This window comes from Paenibacillus sp. DS2015 (genome assembly GCF_050433705.1).
GTDB lineage: Bacteria > Bacillota > Bacilli > Paenibacillales > Paenibacillaceae > Paenibacillus_AQ.
On the sequence record NZ_JBNPWS010000005.1, the window covers coordinates 160,073 to 178,711 of the forward strand.

The 18,639-nt window shown below is 40.8% G+C and carries 13 protein-coding genes; 2 read left to right on the forward strand and 11 right to left on the reverse strand.

Going from position 1 to position 18,639, the window contains the following annotated elements:
- Positions 1–12 precede the first annotated feature (12 nt).
- From J2T13_RS07170 to J2T13_RS07200, 7 genes are all read right to left on the reverse strand, one after another.
- Positions 13–3,054: a glycoside hydrolase family 2 TIM barrel-domain containing protein gene (locus tag J2T13_RS07170; protein ID WP_429369726.1), complete on the reverse strand. Its 3,042-nt coding sequence runs from the start codon at positions 3,052–3,054 to the stop codon at positions 13–15.
- A 33-nt stretch (positions 3,055–3,087) separates the two neighbouring features.
- A complete protein-coding gene (locus tag J2T13_RS07175) occupies positions 3,088–3,912 on the reverse strand; it encodes a carbohydrate ABC transporter permease (RefSeq protein ID WP_429369728.1) in 825 nt (274 codons plus the stop codon).
- Positions 3,905–4,801, reverse strand: coding sequence for a carbohydrate ABC transporter permease (locus tag J2T13_RS07180; RefSeq protein WP_429369730.1), 897 nt, complete (start codon positions 4,799–4,801; stop codon positions 3,905–3,907). The genes J2T13_RS07175 and J2T13_RS07180 overlap by 8 nt, the downstream gene beginning before the upstream one ends.
- Positions 4,802–4,917: 116 nt before the next feature.
- On the reverse strand, positions 4,918–6,216 hold the full coding sequence (locus J2T13_RS07185; protein WP_429369732.1) for an ABC transporter substrate-binding protein: 1,299 nt from the start codon (positions 6,214–6,216) through the stop codon (positions 4,918–4,920).
- Positions 6,217–6,395: 179 nt separating this feature from the next.
- Positions 6,396–8,180 (reverse strand): sensor histidine kinase, encoded by a 1,785-nt coding sequence (locus J2T13_RS07190; protein ID WP_429369734.1) that lies wholly within the window; start codon positions 8,178–8,180, stop codon positions 6,396–6,398.
- A 5-nt stretch (positions 8,181–8,185) separates the two neighbouring features.
- Complete coding sequence (locus tag J2T13_RS07195; RefSeq protein ID WP_429369736.1) at positions 8,186–9,757, reverse strand: response regulator transcription factor; 1,572 nt, start codon at positions 9,755–9,757, stop codon at positions 8,186–8,188.
- Between the two features lie 138 nt (positions 9,758–9,895).
- Positions 9,896–11,203 (reverse strand): hemolysin family protein, encoded by a 1,308-nt coding sequence (locus tag J2T13_RS07200; protein ID WP_429369738.1) that lies wholly within the window; start codon positions 11,201–11,203, stop codon positions 9,896–9,898.
- Positions 11,204–11,442: 239 nt separating this feature from the next.
- Between J2T13_RS07200 and J2T13_RS07205 the strand changes: the two genes are divergently transcribed.
- A complete protein-coding gene (locus J2T13_RS07205) occupies positions 11,443–12,198 on the forward strand; it encodes a DUF1836 domain-containing protein (protein ID WP_429369740.1) in 756 nt (251 codons plus the stop codon).
- 17 nt (positions 12,199–12,215) lie between these two features.
- Positions 12,216–13,031 carry an undecaprenyl-diphosphate phosphatase gene (locus tag J2T13_RS07210; protein ID WP_429369742.1) on the forward strand — a complete coding sequence of 272 codons (816 nt, stop codon included), beginning with the start codon at positions 12,216–12,218 and terminating at the stop codon, positions 13,029–13,031.
- Between the two features lie 78 nt (positions 13,032–13,109).
- On the opposite strand, the gene J2T13_RS07215 is transcribed toward J2T13_RS07210, so the two are convergent.
- From J2T13_RS07215 to J2T13_RS07230, 4 genes are all read right to left on the reverse strand, one after another.
- A complete protein-coding gene (locus J2T13_RS07215) occupies positions 13,110–14,213 on the reverse strand; it encodes a WG repeat-containing protein (protein ID WP_429369743.1) in 1,104 nt (367 codons plus the stop codon).
- A 164-nt stretch (positions 14,214–14,377) separates the two neighbouring features.
- Positions 14,378–16,846, reverse strand: coding sequence for an ABC transporter permease (locus J2T13_RS07220; RefSeq protein ID WP_429369745.1), 2,469 nt, complete (start codon positions 16,844–16,846; stop codon positions 14,378–14,380).
- A complete protein-coding gene (locus J2T13_RS07225; protein WP_429369747.1) occupies positions 16,843–17,520 on the reverse strand; it encodes an ABC transporter ATP-binding protein in 678 nt (225 codons plus the stop codon). The genes J2T13_RS07220 and J2T13_RS07225 overlap by 4 nt, the downstream gene beginning before the upstream one ends.
- 210 nt (positions 17,521–17,730) lie before the next feature.
- Positions 17,731–18,639: a sensor histidine kinase gene (locus tag J2T13_RS07230; protein WP_429369749.1), complete on the reverse strand. Its 909-nt coding sequence runs from the start codon at positions 18,637–18,639 to the stop codon at positions 17,731–17,733.

An 18,639-nucleotide genomic window follows, 5' to 3' on the forward strand; every position in this document is an offset into this window, starting at 1 on the left:
TCACATCATTGCTTAGAATCCTTTAATGACAAATTCGAACTCCAATTCCCCATCAGATGGGATTAAGTATTCATCATGTACAGGGGCACCCCAGCTATCATCTCCACCGACACCCATCTGTTTCCCAGCTACAGTTATCACCGTATAATATACGGGTGGTAACTCATATAGGTGCGCTGCATGCTCTAGCTCGAATGCTGTATACGGTGAAATATTACATTCTACAGGTACATCTGCTTCGATTCGGATTCCATGACCAAGATCATCTGAAATGGAGACCCGTCTAACCCCTGTGCGATTGCCTGACTCTTGTGGGTTAACGTAACCTGAGATGTTATCCGATACTTTATTCTGGAATGTTCCCAGCTTAGCTCCATAATTCCGATCGATATAGTTCTCCTCTGGTCCCATCGCATACCAATCTAAGTGACTGTAATCGGCAGGGATCTTCAGAGAAAGAGCAAAGATAGGTAAGGTTGGCAACCCCGATGTACCCTGATAACGAGATTTCACAGTTAGAGATCCATCCGCTGTCACCTTGTACATCGTCGTTACCTTCACCTCTTTACTAATACTAAGCTCGTAGGTAAATGTTATAACTACGCTATCTTCATACTCCGTGCTCTCTACATTCACACATCTTGGCATAAGACTAGCAGCATACCATCCGCTATGCGTATATCCCATACTTGTGCCTTTATCATTATCTGTCATCGCACGCCAATACTGAGGGTATGGAGGACGAGAAATCATTTCTCGGCCTGAATAGACGAGTGAGACTAGACTGCCTTGCTGTTTCGAGAACAACATCCCGAAGCCGGTTCCTTTGACTCCGATGTTCACATCTCCGTGAACGACTTCCAATTGACCCAACGCCGTCGTCTGCAGTTGACTTCTTGAACCGTGTTGAAATACCATCTGACCACAGGCTACTTCATACCCAGCTTCTGCCCAGATCATGTCCGTCTTCAGGACTAATGCGGTATTTATATAATACTCACCCTTCTGATCCACAAAGTTCTCTAGATAAGGTAGAGCCACGTAGACTTCGGATTGTGGAGCTACATCTACATCCAGACTACCACGATAAATTTCATTTCCTTCATAATTCAAGCTGTATTCCAGCAAGTAATCACTCGCATTTTGAAATAAGCTCTCGTTCGCAATCGTTACACCGGAAAGCTCGGGCTGTAATCTGAAGTTCTGATACAACGCTTTGACCTCTTGAATTTTCGGTGAAAGAGTCCGGTCGGCATACACAATACCATTCGTACAGAAATTATAGTCCGTAGGACGATCTCCGAAATCCCCCCCATATGCGAGGAACTCGTTACCATAACGGTCCTTTTTGAATAGTGCCTGATCAATATAGTCCCAGATAAACCCACCTTGATATAATGGATACTTTCTTTCAAGCTCTGTATATTTGTGCATCCCTCCGAGGGAATTCCCCATCGCATGCATGTATTCACAGCTTATGAAGGGTTTCTTAGGATCATCTAGTAAATACTGCTCAATATCGGCAGGCTTGGCGTACATTCGACTCTCCATATCACTCGTATCATCGAAGCGACGATCATGAAATACGCCTTCATAATGCACTAAACGGTCAGGATCTTTGTCTTTAAAATATTGAGAGACGTTATAGATCACCTCGCCACCATAGGACTCATTACCACAAGACCATATTAAGATCGAAGGATGATTCTTGTCTCTTTCCAACATGGACTTTGCTCGGTCAAGTACAATTCCCTGCCACTCTGGACGATCCCCAGGAATAACCCATGAAGGTTCAACGGCCCCCATCTTCTGCCATGAACCATGCGTCTCCAAGTTCATTTCGTCAATGACGTACACACCATATTCATCACAGAGCTCGTACCACTCTGTCTGATTAGGATAATGAGATGTCCGTACAGCATTAATGTTATGTTGCTTCAACGTACGAATATCCCATAACATATCCTCTTTGGTAATCGCTCGACCTCGTCTAGCATTAAATTCATGACGGTTGACACCCTTAAATGCGATTCTCTTGCCATTTAAGCACATGACTTGATCGATAAGTTCAAACACACGGAAGCCTACCCGCTGTGGAACCACTTCTACTAATCTTCCTGATTCATCAAAGACACGAATGAATAATGTATATAGATAAGGATGCTCTGCACTCCAGGGTTGAACTTCTCCTGCATCCATACTGAGATCGAGTCGATGACTACCCTTTATTGCGGATTGGACAGTAGCAACTGACTCCCCATCCGCATCTCTCAGCTCCAACTCTATTTGTGCGCTCACATCACCTTCAAAGTCTAGCTCTACAGATAACTTCCCATCACGATAATTATTCTCCAATGCCGTATGAACGAATAGATCCTTCACATGAAGATCTGGCACACTATATAGATATACTTCTCTGAATATACCGGAGAATCTCCAGAAATCTTGATCCTCTAGCCAGCTTCCCGTACTCCGTTGATATACCTCTACCGCCAGTTTATTCTCTCCATCTACTAGGAACGGTGTAAGATCAAATTCAGCTGGCGTAAAACTATCTTCACTATAGCCAATAAACTGCCCATTCAACCATACATAGAAGGCCGACTCTACGCCTTGGAATGAAATGATAACAGGTCTACTCTTCATCCGATCGGGTACAGAAAAAGTAGTCACATAACTACCAACGGCGTTATGATTCTGCGGAATTTCTGGAGGACGTAATCCTTCCACACCATCCCACGGATACATCGTATTTGCATATTGCGGCTTTCCATATCCTTGAAGCTGGATATGCCCTGGAACATCAATATTGTTCCAGCCTGCGCAATTATAATCTAATTGATAGAATTCCTTCGGACGGTCAGCAGGATGATTAGCATAACTAAACTTCCAGCCCCCATTCAGGGAATGGCGTAGAGGTAACGGTCCTAGCGCTTCTGCCTCTTCCATCGTTTCGTAAACCCGATGATCTGAATGGGGTGCTAAACGATTCACAGCATAAGTATTTAATTCCGTTAACCAGCTTACGCTAGGTGTTGTCTTACTTTGTGACATGATACAATCTCTCCTCACGTAAACAATCGTATTTTATTTAACTGAGCCAGTCATTCCGGCAACAAAATGCTTCTGTAATAGGAAGAACACTAACGCAGTCGGTAACGTTGCAATCACAATAGCCATCATCATAACACCATAATCCGGAGTATAACTTGAACCAAGGTTAGAGATCAACAGAGGAATCGTTCTTTTTTCCGGTGTCTGCAACACAATCAAAGGCCACAAGTAGTTATTCCAACTTGCCATAAAAGTAATGATCCCCGCAGCGGCATACGTTGTTTTCATCGTTGGCATAAACACTTTGAAGAATAATCCAAGTTCCGTTAACCCATCAATTCTGCCCGCCTCAAGCATGTCCTTCGGAAACATCTTGGTGCTTTGTCGGAAGAAGAAAATAAGGAAAGCTGTTGTTACTGTAGGTAGAATAACCGCGGATACAGTATTCATACCTATCGCAGGCGCAAACTGCGATAACTCTGCGAAGAAACGATATAAAGGTACCATAAGTGCAGCAAATGGAATCATCATCGATAATAGTAAAATGTTAAATACCACATCTCTAGTTTTACTTCTGAATATCTCGAATCCATATCCTGCAAGTGAAGCGATTAACATCGCCAATATCGTAGTCACAATAGCAATAATAGCCGAGTTATACAATGCTTGTAACAATTCTGTTGAATCCAACAGCTTGCGTAAGTTATCCATAAAATACGAACCCGGGAGTAGCCTTCCCTTAGTCACATCCACGGATGGATTCGTGGAACTAATAATCATCCAAAGGAATGGGAATATAGAGACAAAAGAGACACCACCCAAAAATATATACACAACCGCTCTTCTTATTTTAGCCATTCTTCTCACCTGCCACTTTAAACTGAATGAAGGCCAATACAATAATCATGATCACAACCGAGTAAGAAACGGTTGCTGCATAGCCAAAGTCTGCTGCATATTTGAAAGATAAATTATAGATGTAATGCGATATACTCAGTGTCGCATTACCAGGTCCGCCCTTAGTAATATTGACAATTTCATCAAAGAGTTGAAGCGTACCAATCGTTGATGTAATCGATGTGAACAAGATAATAGGCTTCATCAAGGGAATTGTTATTTTGAAAAACTGCTTAATTGCTGAAGCCCCATCAATCTTCGCTGCTTCATAAATCGAATTATCGATATTCTGCATAGAGGATAGATAGAAAATCATATTGTATCCCGTCCAACGCCAAGTAATTGCGATGATAATCGTGACCTTCGCCCAGAATGGATCTGTAATCCACATAATAGGTTGACTAATTAAATGGATATTTAGCAACATCGAATTAATAAGACCATCCGTTGCAAACAAATATTTGAATATAATCGAGTAAGCAACAAGCGAAGTTACACAAGGAAGAAAAATCGCTGTGCGGAAAAACCCTCTAAATTTCAGCTTACTATCATTCAGAAGTACCGAGATGATCAACCCTAGAATAATCATCACAGGCACCTGTACAATTAAGTAAATAAAGGTGTTCTTGACGGCTGTTCTAAAAGTTATATCACTAAAAAGTCGAATATAGTTATCAAATCCCGTATAAGTTAACTTGGCCCCCGTGCCTGTTTTGAAAGATAATATCAGCGATTGAAGCATGGGATAGAAATAGAAGATCGTAATCATAACGACGGCTATAGAAATAAATGACCAACCCGTAATTCCATTCTTTCTTTCCATACTCAGTCGAGAATTCGTTTGTTTCATTCCTCTTCTGTCTCCCTCCATATTGAATAGAGCCTTGAGCGCTGACCCGTTCTCCCCCAAGCGTGCATTTAGTGGAGAGAGCCGTTCAAGCCTCAAGGCTCTAGGTTTATTGTTGTTTATCTAATTTGTGTATCCGCTTGGTTTTGAGCATCCTTAAGTACCGTGTCGATATCTTTACCATTTAAATAGTTCTGCATTTCAACGACTAAGATATCATCAATGGCATATGTGTGCGTACCATAATTTATATTTGGAATTTCTTCTGTCCATTTTGCGAACTCAGTATATATTTTTTGTCCTGAGAAAAATTCGTCTTCTTTGGCATACGCCTCACCAGAAGCTGCTGCCTTAAATGTACTTACCACGCCAACATTATCCAAAAGCTTCTGATACATTTCAACATTCGAACCGAATGTTTTTACAAGAAAGTCTGTAGCTGTCTCAGAGCCAGGAGCATTTAATACATACCACGAGCTACCGCCAAGGTTAGAAGCGTGTACCGACTTCGGATTCTCGGGAAGGATTGGAAGTGAAGCAACGGCCCACTTACCAGACTGCGAAGCTTCTGCCTTAATGGAAGGTGTAATCCAGTTACCTGTAGGAACAGTAGCTACATCACCGTTGTTTAGAGCTGCGATAAATTGACTCCAGTCAGAGTTTATATGCACAATATCAGCATCCATCATTTTTTTGTAAAGGGTAAACGCTTCCTTAAGTGCATCATTTGTAGCGATGTTCGGTGTTTTTCCATCCTCAGTTAAATACCATGAGCCTGCGGATTGAATCATCATGCGGATCAATCCTAGATCATTCGGATCAAGCGTGATTAAGTTTTTACCCGTCTTCGCTTTCACTGTTTTACCAATCTCAATATAATCATCCCAAGTGATGTCTTCCATATCCTTGGCCGTGTAACCTGCTTGCTCCAAATAATCCGTTCTGTAGTACATACCTGTTACACCTGAGTCAAACGGTGTCCCATACTGCTTTCCATCCAAGCTTGTAGGTCCTAACTTGTAATCCGCGAAGTCCTCCGGATTAATACTTCCAGTCAATTCATGAAAAGCATCTGGATAAGCACTAATAAATCCTTGAGCACGGAAATCTTCAATTAAGACGATATTCGGAAGTCCAGTCGTTGTGCCGGAGTTTAGACCTGTATTCAACTTCTGTATAATGTCCGCTTGAGCATATTCAACGATATTCACTTTCACGTCAGGATTCGTAGCGTTATAAGTTTCCTTTGCTATTTCAAGTGAAGCAATGTTGAACGATGGATCCCAAGCCCAGATCGTAATTTCGTTACTTTTGCCTTCAGTTGTACCTTTTTCAGCATTTGTTGCATCATTAGATTTCGAAGAGCAGGCGGTCAACATCATCACACTTACTAGAAGAACAGCTAATATTTTTTTCACTTAAATCAACCCCCATTTCATGTTGGGAAGCGATTAATGTAACCGCTTCCTTTCTGTGAATTCATCATAACCTGCCTCAAGAATGGGTGGTTAGTAATATCTTTATGATCACTTGTTATATTTTCGCCATATTGTAATCGCTTTCTTTATGACATTTGTACTTTCTTTAGAATATAGTATTATCTTTGTTTTTTGACCAACGGTAACTTTATTTTCATCCTAGTTCCTTCGCCTAACTTGCTGACTATACTAACACCATATTCATCACCATATAAAAGCTCAATACGTTCATGGACATTCTTGATACCTATCCCAGTAAATAGTTGACTACTTCTCTTTGAATTAAATAGATTATCATCAGAAAAAGTCACTCCTTCTATTCCATCACCACTATCCACCACTTCACAATAGAGATGCTCACGGTCGCGAGATACTAATACATGAATGTATCCACTGCTTTTTTTGTTAAACGCATGAAAGAAAGCATTCTCTATAAATGGCTGAATAATCAGTTTGGGCACATGATAATCCATACATTCCGAAGCCACAAAATAACTAACTTTAATTCGATCACCATACCGCGCATGATTAATAAATACGTAATGCTTCAATATTTCAAGTTCCTGCTCCACCGTAATGGTCTCACTGACATTACTGATTGTATTCTGTAACACAGAGATTAACGAATGAATCGTTTCCGTTGCCTTCTCCTTACTCCCCTGCTGAACTAATACTTTAATCGAAGCCAATGTATTATACAGAAAATGAGGGTTGATCTGCCGCTGTAGTGCTGCGAGCTCCGCATTTCTTTGTCCTTTTTGCGTCTCCACCAGTCTGTCCACATAATCGTGAAGCTCGTCCAACATATAGTTAAAAGCATGACCCAGCTCTCTTATTTCAGAGCCTCCAGTCACCGTGATATGATGATCGAATTCATTATTCGTTACATCAGACATTTGCCGAACGAACTTCGTGAGTGATTTGGTAATCTGTCTAGTAATGAGAAACACCAGCGACAATGCAATGCACACAATGACGATACAAATCAACGTTAATGTCTTTACATCCACCATTTGTCCTAAGGCCATTTCTGTATCAATGGTATTTACAATATAGAACTCATAAGGCGGAAGATACTCAGAGAGCAGCAGGCTCTGCTTACCCATCACGCTCCCATTTAAATAGTCGGTGGATTCCTCTTGTAATTGCATAGCGTATTTCAGCATTTCCTTACTTTCTTGACCCATACGATCTGAGCGATTGCTCGACACAATGACTCCGGCATGATTAATAATAAACACATCATTGCCACTACTCGTATAACTATTGAAAAATTGCCCGAAATCTCGTTCCTTAATGGCGATGTAGATGGTTCCGTAAATGTTACCTGTAGAACGATCTAATAGTGCCTTGGATGCAACAATTAAATGCTCGTTTTCACTATTAATAGCTTCTAGTTCTGTATAGGGCTGATAGATGATTCGCTTGGGTTCCTTATGACTATTTATTGTAAGCGAGTGCTGCTTCAGTTCCTTATCATCCATCAACAAATAGGAGCGATCGGTTGAATACATTCGACCATTCACTCCTACAATCGTAATAGCCACCTCATAAGCATCCATATTAGACTTTAGCCGCTTCATCTGCTCCGAGGTGTTGTAATATGACCTCATGGTGCTCAGTGAATTGCCATCCCCCTCCGTCAGGAAGCTTTTGATCGTTCCACTCTGATTAGCATTACTGACCACGGTAGCAATCGAATCGTTAAACGACTCGAAGCTGGTCTTGATCTGATCGATAACTTTCGTATTGGTAATACTGAATGTTTTCATAAATAAATCCCTCGACATATGAATGGTAGTCCACGAGACTACCACGGAGACAACAATAATGCTTACGACCATAACCATGAACATTTGGGTGAACAGCTTCAGATTCTTAAATTTATTTATTATCGTCTTCATCGATTTCACTTCTCTTGCTTCATATATTTTTTGCGATAAGTACTTGGTGAATGTCCCGTAAATTTCTTAAACACTTTGCAGAAGTAGCTATGATCTGAGTATCCTACTCTCCCGCTAATTTCTGAAATTGTAATATTATCATGATTCAGTAGCTCGGCTGCCTTCTTAATTCGTATTTTATTCAAATACTCGCTGAAGCCTTCCTTGGCATGTGTTGAGAAATAACTAGATAAATAGGTAGTGTTGAAATGAAAATGTTTCGCTAACTCTGCTAAAGAAAGCTGTTCTGCATAGTGTTCATGCATATAGTCAAGCAGTTGCTGAACCTTATGACTATCTTTATTATCGGATGATGCTATGAGTTGTCTCACATCGTTCAGAAAAGAATGCAGTAATGCGATAGCCTCATCCACGTGTTTAGCCTCATCTATTTTCTTGAAGTAAACATATTTCTCCTCATCGAGGATCGTGGAATCCACTTCAGAGCTACTCAATAGGGTGGTAATCACGAAGATAATATTACTTAAAAAAGACCTGAATTCAAATACATCGTTCTCATACTGCGTCGCAAGTCCTTCCACATACTCCTGCAAATATTGGAAGGCCACATCGGTTCGCTTCCGTTTCAATTCATCTGTGAAATGATTCAAATTGAACTTCTCGCTCATCTTCGGCATCTGGGGTAGTTCACGCCCAATAATGATTCTCCGGTCAGGAAAATAAAATGAATAATCCATCCGCTTTAAAAATGGTTCTCGATATATGCCCCCCACTTGTTCCAAGCCTTGAAAAGGTTCGCTAATAACCCAGCATAATTCCAACTGAAGGCTAAATAGTGATGTGGAAATCATTCTTACCAGCTCAACCACTTGCTCCGACTTCGATGGTGCGAAGTTCAACAACAATACGAAGGTATCCGGATCAGTATCCATCAGGTGATAACATATGCCCTCAGGAGATAAGAACTTCCCTACTTCCATGCTGAGCTCAGACTTTATCTGAGAGGATTCCTTATCCTTATTACGGAGAGCATATTTCGTATAGCAACCGAGCAAATAGAATCGATCATATGGAAAAGTCTCGCGGATGATCACCGAGTCAACCTTCGCCTCATAACCGGATAATAGCTTATCTATAATATGATCAACAGATGGGCTAACCTCTTCCGCTGACCTAGTCTTCAAGTTTAAGGATGGAATTTTATTAGCTGTAGCCCTAAGAACATTAAGAAGGCCTTCCGTTTCGAGCGTAGGCTTCAAGATATAATCAGCTATGCCACTCTGAAAGGTAGACTTTACATACTCAAATTCACTGAAACTGCTGAGTACGATAATCTCAATCTCAGGATAAGTAGCCTTCAACGTCCGTGTGAATTCTTCTCCGTCCATCACAGGCATCACGATATCCGTGATCACAATGTGAGGTCTTAACACCGCTACTCTCTCTAATGCTTCCTTACCATTATTGGCTTCACCAACCATTTGAAATCCTTCTGCTTCCCAGTTTAGAAGATGCTTAATTCCCTGTCTAACCAAATATTCGTCATCCACAATTAGTACTTTACACAGATCATTCAAACAAATCCCCCCCTAGCTCTCCATATTTTATAATAACGCTTTCAAAAAAATAGTGCTAATTATTCTAGTTTTTCGACTTTTACTCCTCTCCATGCATTAAAAAAAGAGAGCCCCATAGAGGCTCCCTTCATATCAATTTTATAGTTGTTCCTGCATTACTTCATCTTGGTGACGAATAATCTCAACTTTGCGAACCCGATGTTTCTCCTTCTCCCGAATGATGAAGGTAATCTGACCATAGCGCCACTCTACACCTTTCTCAAGCTCGGGTCGTCTGCTATATAACCATCCCCCAATGGAATCCACATCACTATGTTCAATGGTTATACCAAGCATCTGATTTAATTCGTCAATCGAAGTATTGCCTTGGACTAGGTATCGATCTTCACCGCATATTTCGATCGGCTTCTTCTCATCTGTATCAAATTCATCCCGAATTTCTCCGACAATTTCTTCTAGAATATCTTCGATTGTGATCAATCCTGAGGTACCCCCATATTCATCTACTAGAAGTGCAATGTGAACCTGTTCTTGTTGCATTCTCAATAGCAATGATTTAATAGGCAACGTCTCAGAGACCGTCAGGACAGGTTGGATCAATGCGTTAAAATCGAAGTCTGGATTGTTATCATAGTTCAAGAAGAACTTTTTCGTATTCACAAAACCAATAATGTTATCCTTACTTCCTTTAGTAACTAGAAAACGTGTATATTGCTCTATTTTGATAACGGCTATATTCTCCGCAAGTGTCTGATTGGCATCCAAACATACCATATCCGTACGGGGTACCATGATCTCTTTCGCAAGTAATTCATCAAAAGTAAAGATCCGATCTACGTATCCGAATTCAGTCTGATTAATTTTACCACTTTCATAACTCTCCGAGAGAATAATACGAATTTCTTCTTCCGAATGGGCTTCCTCATGTTCACTAGCAGGCATAATACCGAACATTCTTACTAATCCATTGGCGGAACCGTTTAATACCCATATGAAAGGATACATAACCTTGTTAAACACTATAATAATAGGGGCCGTAATCACTGCGATCTGCTCTGCCTTCTGAATGGCTAGTGTCTTGGGTGCAAGCTCACCAATCACGACATGGAGAAATGTGATAGATACGAATGCAATAATAAAGGAAAGAAGGTGTCCCGTACTTTCACCAATTCCAAGTTGTTCGAATAGAGGGAACAGAATCTTCTCTACTGTCGGCTCACCCAACCAACCAAGTCCCAGGGCAGTAATCGTAATACCCAACTGACAGGCCGATAAATATCCATCTAAATTACTTGTTACTGTCTTTACAGCTAAAGCATTCTTTCTTCCTTCTGTAACCATTTGATCCACTCGGCTTGGGCGAAGTTTGATGACTGCGAACTCCGTAGCCACAAAGAACGCGGTGAGTACAATCAGTAAAGCAACAAGAAATAAATTCAGTAACATATCAAGCTCCTTCTTATAATAGTTGAGTTGTTCTATAAAGTAGTTCTTATGAACTTATTATATTGTGTTATACTCTACATATCAAATGGCTATAGCGTTCATATGAGGCTAAATTCGACGATTACACCCCACCTATGAAACAAGCAGCCGCATTCTCTTTCTATATATCCTTTTGACACAACCGCATAATCATTTTATGATAAGTTCTGATGAACTAGTCATTATAGAAAGGTGTCTCTATGGAAACTTTAACGTTTACACGCAAAGATATGGCCAACTTATTGCTTTCTTTACAAGCAGGTGCACCGAACTCTCCACGAACGGTTATTCAAGATATCTGGAGAACCAATCACCAACAAGAATTTGCACAAGGTACATCCATGTCTGCCTTCATCTCAACCTCACTTCCGCCCATTATAGAAAAGATGATCAAGGCAGATACCCATCCCGCCTTTTCTCTTCATGATATTGTGTCCCTAGGATCTCAAATTGAGTACACCTATTTCTCTATTACCTCCGTTCAGAACTGGGTGAAACGAGATTTCAAAGATTTTATTGGACATGCGGAGGAAGGTAAGAAGTATTCCTTACAACAAGTCGCTCTTTTCTTCATCATTGAGGATCTTAGATCGACACTGGATTACGACACGATGCGTAAATTTTTCCAAATTGTATTTCAAGGTCAGGATCAACAAGACTTACTTCTGATTCACCCCCTTGATTTCTATTCCTCCTATGCTGAGTTGTTCGAGGAGCTTGATGTCCGTTACCGCAATTACATAGGTGATCGGACAGATTTCGTCTACAAGTGGGATCAGATGATTAATGAGGCCGCCAAAGATTATGTTGCACATAAACCAGAGCTCTCTGACGAACAGAGGGAAACACTTCAAACAGCGATCCATGTAGCCTTAACCTCTGTTCACACATCCTGCTTCCAGTCTCTCTCTCGTCGGTATGTCCATGGTATGGTGTTTCTCCACAATCTTCATTAACGAGGTGTTGTACAACGATGACTGATTTCATAACATTGCTTAAATATGCCTTCTTGGGCTTAGTACAAGGTGTTACAGAACCGATCCCTGTCTCTTCCAGTGCACATGTCATTATTGTGCAAAAGCTTTTTGGATTAGAGATTGAAGGACTTAGCTTTGAGGTTCTTGTCAATTTTGCTTCTCTACTCGCCATTCTACTCATATACAAGAATGATCTAATTCAACTCATTAAACATGGATTTCTGTACGTCACCGGTCGTGATGAACAATACAAAAAAGATTTCCATTTCATTCTGTACCTTGTGATTGCAACGATCCCTGCTGGACTCATTGGCTTCCTATTTAACGATTGGATCGGGGAGACCTTAAAAGGATTAGTAACGATAGCTATAGCCCTCTTCCTTACGGGGATTGCCTTATGGTTGATCCGCAATTTACGTGGGCGAAAGAATGAGGCAGGGCTTAGACTTAAAGATGCTATCATCATTGGACTTGCCCAAACTGTTGCATTAATTCCGGGAGTTAGTCGATCCGGAGCTACCATTGTAGCGGGTATGGGACTTGGATTAAAACAGTCTACCGCATTGAAATTTTCATTCTTCTTATATATCCCTATAAGTATTGGCGGTATGATTCTTGAAGGTTCGAACCTGTTACATGATCCCGATCTGGGAACATTAGCGCTTCCTTATGCCCTAGCCTTTGTCATTTCATTAGTAGCTTCCTACTTCTCAATGAAATGGTTCATGGGGATTATGGAACGTGGTCAACTTAAATATTTCTCATGGTATTGTTTCTTGTTAAGCGCATTTATATTATTGTTTATGTTATAAACATCTAAGGTAGTAACTCGAAAAAAGCTGAACAACACCTTTACTTCAAAGTGTTGTTCAGCTTTTTTCGAGTTACTATTATTTAGAAGCAGAAACCTTGGTCAGGATGAACCCCGTACCTAATTCCTTCAATGCTACCGCATAGCCATCATTAAAGGATGAAGATGCGGACTCATATTCAAGCTTAGTCAGTAACTTACCTTGGCGATTGATATAGCCAAACTTGCTGTCAGAGTTCGTTCCTATCCCCACTAGAGCGATTCCTTCTTTGAATGGAAATGCCCTAGTATATTTCTGATAACCAATAACCAATTTTCCCTTTTGATTGATAAACCCAACTTTACTATCCGCATTGTACACGATCGCTAATCCCTCAGTGAAACCAGCCGCTTGTTCATACTTAAAAGGAATAACGACCTTGCCCCGTTTATTAATAAATCCCCATTTGCCTTTGGCATTCTGTACGGGTGCCCATCCTTCAGAGAAATCCCCCGCGGATTGATATTGAAAGGGAATCACTGTCGTGCCCGTTGTGTTGATATACCCATATAATCCTTTATTATTCTGAACAAGGGCTAATCCTTCGGAGAATCCACGGGAAAAGGCATATTTATAATTAATAGCTAGTTCGCCAGAAGTATTGATGAATCCGATCTTGCTATCTTTCGGAGCGTATGCCACGGCTAGACCGTTGGTGAAATAATACTCAGAACTATACGTTGTAGTTAATCGCGTGACAATTTCCCCTGTCCGATCAATCAAAGCCTCGTCATTAGAATCGGCCATCGTAACATGGGCTACACCTTCGGAGAAATAACCAGCCGATGCATACTGGCACGGAATCGCCAGCTTACCTTTGGTATTCACATAGCCCATGAGTTTTGTTGTTTTATTTCTCACCAACGCTCGCTGCTCATAAAAATCGCTTAAAGGTTCAATATCCGTAGGAAGAGTAAAAGCCTTATCCCCTGCGGTGTTATAGTAGACAAGCGTGCCATCCTTCTGTTCAGCGAATAACAAACCATTATGAAAAGCCCCATCACTTATAGGCCGAACATGACTATAATCCAAAGACGTCTTAGAGACTTCAATTTGTGCCATGTTAGAAGCTGCCAAGCTTGTGCCGGAAATGGTGACTGTAGTACATAGAATGAGTAAGGCTAACCCCCACTTTTTTATCATTTCCATAGCCCCTTTATCATCAGTTTTCAAAAAGTCATCTATTCGTCGTTTACCATAAGCTTATCCCCGCTAGTAAACCAACTAAATAATCCCAAAAGTATAGACGATAAAATTTCAAATTAGTTTCTCGTTTTCCTAATTTATCAAATCATAAAGAATACAGCCTATTCAGTCTCCCTCAATCTCTCCACAATCGTTCGCTTGTTCACGCCACGGTAGACAACAAAGGGGATCATAACTGACAGAATGAGTAATATGGGATAGGACAATAGAAGCGGCGCAATTACGAAAGTATAGCTAAAGAACCACAAATGACTTGCGATACCATTAATAATGAAATAGGAGAACAGAACTCCCAACAGCAATGATATGAGTATTGTAGCTAATGCATAAAAGAGACCTTCAAAAATCAGAAGTTTGTTTAACTGCTTATCCGTCATGCCAATGCTCTGAAGCATAGCAAATTCCTGTCGTCTAGCAATAATACTGGTTAGCATCGAATTGATAAAGTTGAGAATACCAATTAAGCCAATAATTACGCTCAATACGCCGCCTACCGTCAATAGCATAGTCTGCATTTTAATAAATTCGCCCTCATATGCGCCTTTCGATTCATAATCCATAGCAGGTTCCACATGTTCCGTATAGCCCTTAACAAATTCATTCATCTCGGAAACATGGGCATCATCCACATTGAACTGATAACTCATAACCGTTGGGTTAGGCACGATCGCAGCGAACTCCTTCGCTGGAAGATAGAACCCATACCCTCCCCAGAATCGTACATGGTTATTGTAGCCCATTCTAGTTTTTGCCAAGACCTCATACTCATGGGTACCGCTTTCGGTGGTTATCTTCACCTTATCACCAATAGCATAGTGCGATCTGTCCCAATAAATATTGCCGTGATCATCATCAGATAATCCTTCAATGATGTACTTGCCTGATTGGAGTTTGTTGTCATCTAACTCCCCCTCCACAATTTCGAGTTGATGGAGAGGGAAGTCTTCCAACCCAAACAACTGTAGAAACTGCTCTTTATTATTGTCTACTATAGTTCCTTCATGGAGATTGTAATACAGTCTTCCCCCATCTTCAAAGCCCTCTTTCTTACTTACCTCTTTAATAAAACTGTCGCTAAGAGCATCATCTTCTGACCTAAAACCATTCAAGGTGTTGAAATAGTTAGCATGACCGATCAGAAAGTCCGTTTTCACAAATTTACTAATAAATTTATCCATGTCAAAGCCTTTAGAGATCGTGAACACTGAATTGAGTAGAATTAAACTGAGCGACATAGAGATCACTACAATAATCGTTCTTTTTCTATTTCTCCCCAAGTTTGAAAGAGCCATCTTATACAGCTTTCCGCCATCGGTAGATTTCTTAGTAGCACGTTGGCTCTTTTGTGATATGCCGCTGAATCGTACCGCCTCTACAGGCGAGACCTTTCCAGCGATCTTTCCTGGCTTCCGACAACTGATATATACGGTGATGAGCGAAAAAATAACGGAGCCGATAAATATCATCGGATTTGCTGAAGTGCTGGTCTTTCCACTATAGCTAGATACATTCACTACTAAAGGAAGAAGCGTATTTCCTAGCACATATCCGAAGATCACTCCCATGGGGATACCTATAACGGAAAGTATCAGTGCCTGTCTATGAATAATTCGTTTTATCTGCTTAGGTGTGGTACCGATGGTTTTTAATAGACCGTAGAAACGAATATCTTTAATGACAGATATCTGAAAGATATTGTAGATGATCAGATAACCTGTAAGAATAATTAGACTCGCTCCGATCAAGACACCGATGACCGTTGAAAGATCCCAGCCAAAACTTGTGGACATATAAGCCCAGTTAATACCGTAAGCAACATAATTACTATCAGCCTCATTCAGGCTATATCCGCTGTCTGTAATGACCTTTTGTATATTCTGCTCGATATTCAAGCTATTACTAAACATAATATCTGCGCGGATCGTACCCGTAGAATCAAAGTCTTTATTATAGTTCGGCTCTATGTTGCTAAGCTCTGCATCAATAAAGGAGCGAGAGACGAAAATTAAGCCAACCGAAAAGGCGGGGTCACCCTCATAAAAACCTGATAATACAAAGTCATAAGAACGTTTTTCCCCCTTAATGCTATATTCTAACGTCACCTTTTGCCCAATCTCATGAGGAATACCCAGTAAATCCAATGTTACTGTATCCGCAATCATTTCATTGACCTTGATGGGTTGCTCACCTGTAGTGGGTGTGGTAAAACCGAGCTTCATAGCTACATCATCAGCATAGGCAATTTCGGTATGACGTTTAAGGAATTCTTTATTTTCCGCCATATTCACTAAGACAGTTCTACCTATATCTCGGATCAGGGGATGATCCTTTATATTCTGGTACTGCTCTTCCGTGAGGTATTTCAGACTTCCTTGAGCACTGCCACCTGATTGACGCATCGTTTCTTCTTGAAAGGTATTCACTACGCCAAAACTAATCGTAAACAATGTGGTGAACAAAATTGTGGTAAGGGCAATGGCAATCACCGCAATCCAGTTCCTGGTTTTGTTCGCTTTAAAGCTTTTGAATGCCAAGCGATTGATGACTTTGTGGTTAGCGACTTTGATCATCCCTTCCCACCGCCAACGATTTCGCCATCTTCAATGTGAATACTGCGGTCCGCCAACTGTGCAATCTCCTCATTATGAGTTATCATCACAACCGTCTGATTAAATTGCTGGCTAGATACCTTAATTAGACCTAGCACATCCTGACTAGTCTTACTGTCGAGATTGCCTGTAGGCTCGTCCGCAAGAATAATAGCCGGTTTAGTAGCAAGTGCACGTGCAATGGCTACCCTCTGTTGTTGACCACCGGAGAGTTGTCCTGGTAGATTCATTTGCTTGCTTTCTAGTCCTAAAATTTCAATGATGGTATCCACATAGGCTTTGTCCACCTTGTTACCATCAAGCTCAATCGGCAATGTGATATTCTCATATACATTTAATACAGGCACTAGATTGTAACTTTGAAATATAAATCCAATGTTTCTTCTTCTAAATATGGTTAATTCTTGATCTTTCAAGCTGAATATTTCTTTACCATTGATGATGACATCGCCTGATGTCGGTCTGTCCAACCCACCTAGCATATGTAATAAGGTTGATTTGCCACTGCCAGAAGTGCCGACCACTGCCACAAACTCTCCATTATGAATGTTCAGATTAACCCCATTTAAGGCCTTAACCAAATTCGGCTCGCTACCGTACAGCTTCGTTAAGTTTCTTGTCTCCAGAATAACCATTCGATCATACCTCCATTCAAATAGAACCTGCTTCTCCGCTATCCTATTAGGAACAGTATCCGTTCCCCCAAAGAATATAAGAATACAATATAGAGCTAAATCCTACACTTTCTTTGAATCCAAAAAAGTCTACACAGGTTCTGTATAGACTATAACACTCAAATCTTTCGAGGCCCTTTCTTGAATCTAACAGTATTGAAAGATTTCAAATTATTTCGTAACGCTTGGCAAAAATACAGAGAATATCGTTCCCTTCCCCATCTCTGATTTCACCTTCATATATCCACCCTCTGCTGAGATAATTTCTCTAGAAAGATACAGTCCAATCCCTACACCCTCATATGAACTGACATGCACAGAGCGATAAAATCTTCGGAATATCTTGTTCATATCCTGTTCCTCAATCCCCATGCCATTGTCTGCAATATCAATACGAATGAACAACTCATATGCGACTGCCGATATCGAAATATGTCCTCCCGTTGAGGTATATTTGACCCCATTATCTAAAATGTTATAAATCGCTTCCTCAGTCCACTTAGGATCGAAAAGAGCCTTTAGATGCTCAGCGCATGATACGTTTAAAGTCATATTTTTCTCTTTCACCTTTGTGGTAACAGCCTCCACTGCATTCCATAATAGCTCTGCTACTGATGACTGTCTTGGATTGACACTGATCAGTCCTGTCTCTAGTCGTGACGTTTTCACTAGGGCTTGGATCAGAAAACTCAGTTTCTCTGACTGTATTGTAATTTCATCCACGCAATTCTTCGACAGTTCTGATAGCTCTCCCTGCTCCTGCAAAAGCTGTGCATACAGCATGATGTTTGCGATCGGAGTTTTCGTCTGATGTGAAATGTCTGATACCAAGGCTTTAATCCTATTCCGTTCCTCTGCGGTGTTATGCTCAGAAGATTTAGAAACTATCAAGAACCGACTCAGCTTACTTTCTAACGCAGATAACATCGTCTCATCATACGTGGAGCTAGAGAAAGTGTTGTTTATTGCGCTATCTAACAGCTCATTCATCCTTAGATACGTTGCTTTTTCTTTGCGTCGCATATACTGAATTGAGAGTACTGCGAATAGAACAGCAAGAATAGCTACAACACTCAACAT

Excerpts from the sequence above, each read along its gene's own strand:
- J2T13_RS07220 (WP_429369745.1), bottom strand. The coding sequence starts at position 16,846 with ATGATCAAAGTCGCTAACCACAAAGTCATCAATCGCTTGGCATTCAAA.
- J2T13_RS07175 (WP_429369728.1), bottom strand. The coding sequence starts at position 3,912 with ATGGCTAAAATAAGAAGAGCGGTTGTGTATATATTTTTGGGTGGTGTC.
- J2T13_RS07205 (WP_429369740.1), top strand. The coding sequence starts at position 11,443 with ATGGAAACTTTAACGTTTACACGCAAAGATATGGCCAACTTATTGCTT.
- J2T13_RS07180 (WP_429369730.1), bottom strand. The coding sequence starts at position 4,801 with ATGAAACAAACGAATTCTCGACTGAGTATGGAAAGAAAGAATGGAATT.
- J2T13_RS07170 (WP_429369726.1), bottom strand. The coding sequence starts at position 3,054 with ATGTCACAAAGTAAGACAACACCTAGCGTAAGCTGGTTAACGGAATTA.
- J2T13_RS07200 (WP_429369738.1), bottom strand. The coding sequence starts at position 11,203 with ATGTTACTGAATTTATTTCTTGTTGCTTTACTGATTGTACTCACCGCG.
- J2T13_RS07190 (WP_429369734.1), bottom strand. The coding sequence starts at position 8,180 with ATGAAGACGATAATAAATAAATTTAAGAATCTGAAGCTGTTCACCCAA.
- J2T13_RS07230 (WP_429369749.1), bottom strand. The coding sequence starts at position 18,639 with ATGTTGAGTGTTGTAGCTATTCTTGCTGTTCTATTCGCAGTACTCTCA.
- J2T13_RS07210 (WP_429369742.1), top strand. The coding sequence starts at position 12,216 with ATGACTGATTTCATAACATTGCTTAAATATGCCTTCTTGGGCTTAGTA.
- J2T13_RS07225 (WP_429369747.1), bottom strand. The coding sequence starts at position 17,520 with ATGGTTATTCTGGAGACAAGAAACTTAACGAAGCTGTACGGTAGCGAG.
- J2T13_RS07215 (WP_429369743.1), bottom strand. The coding sequence starts at position 14,213 with ATGATAAAAAAGTGGGGGTTAGCCTTACTCATTCTATGTACTACAGTC.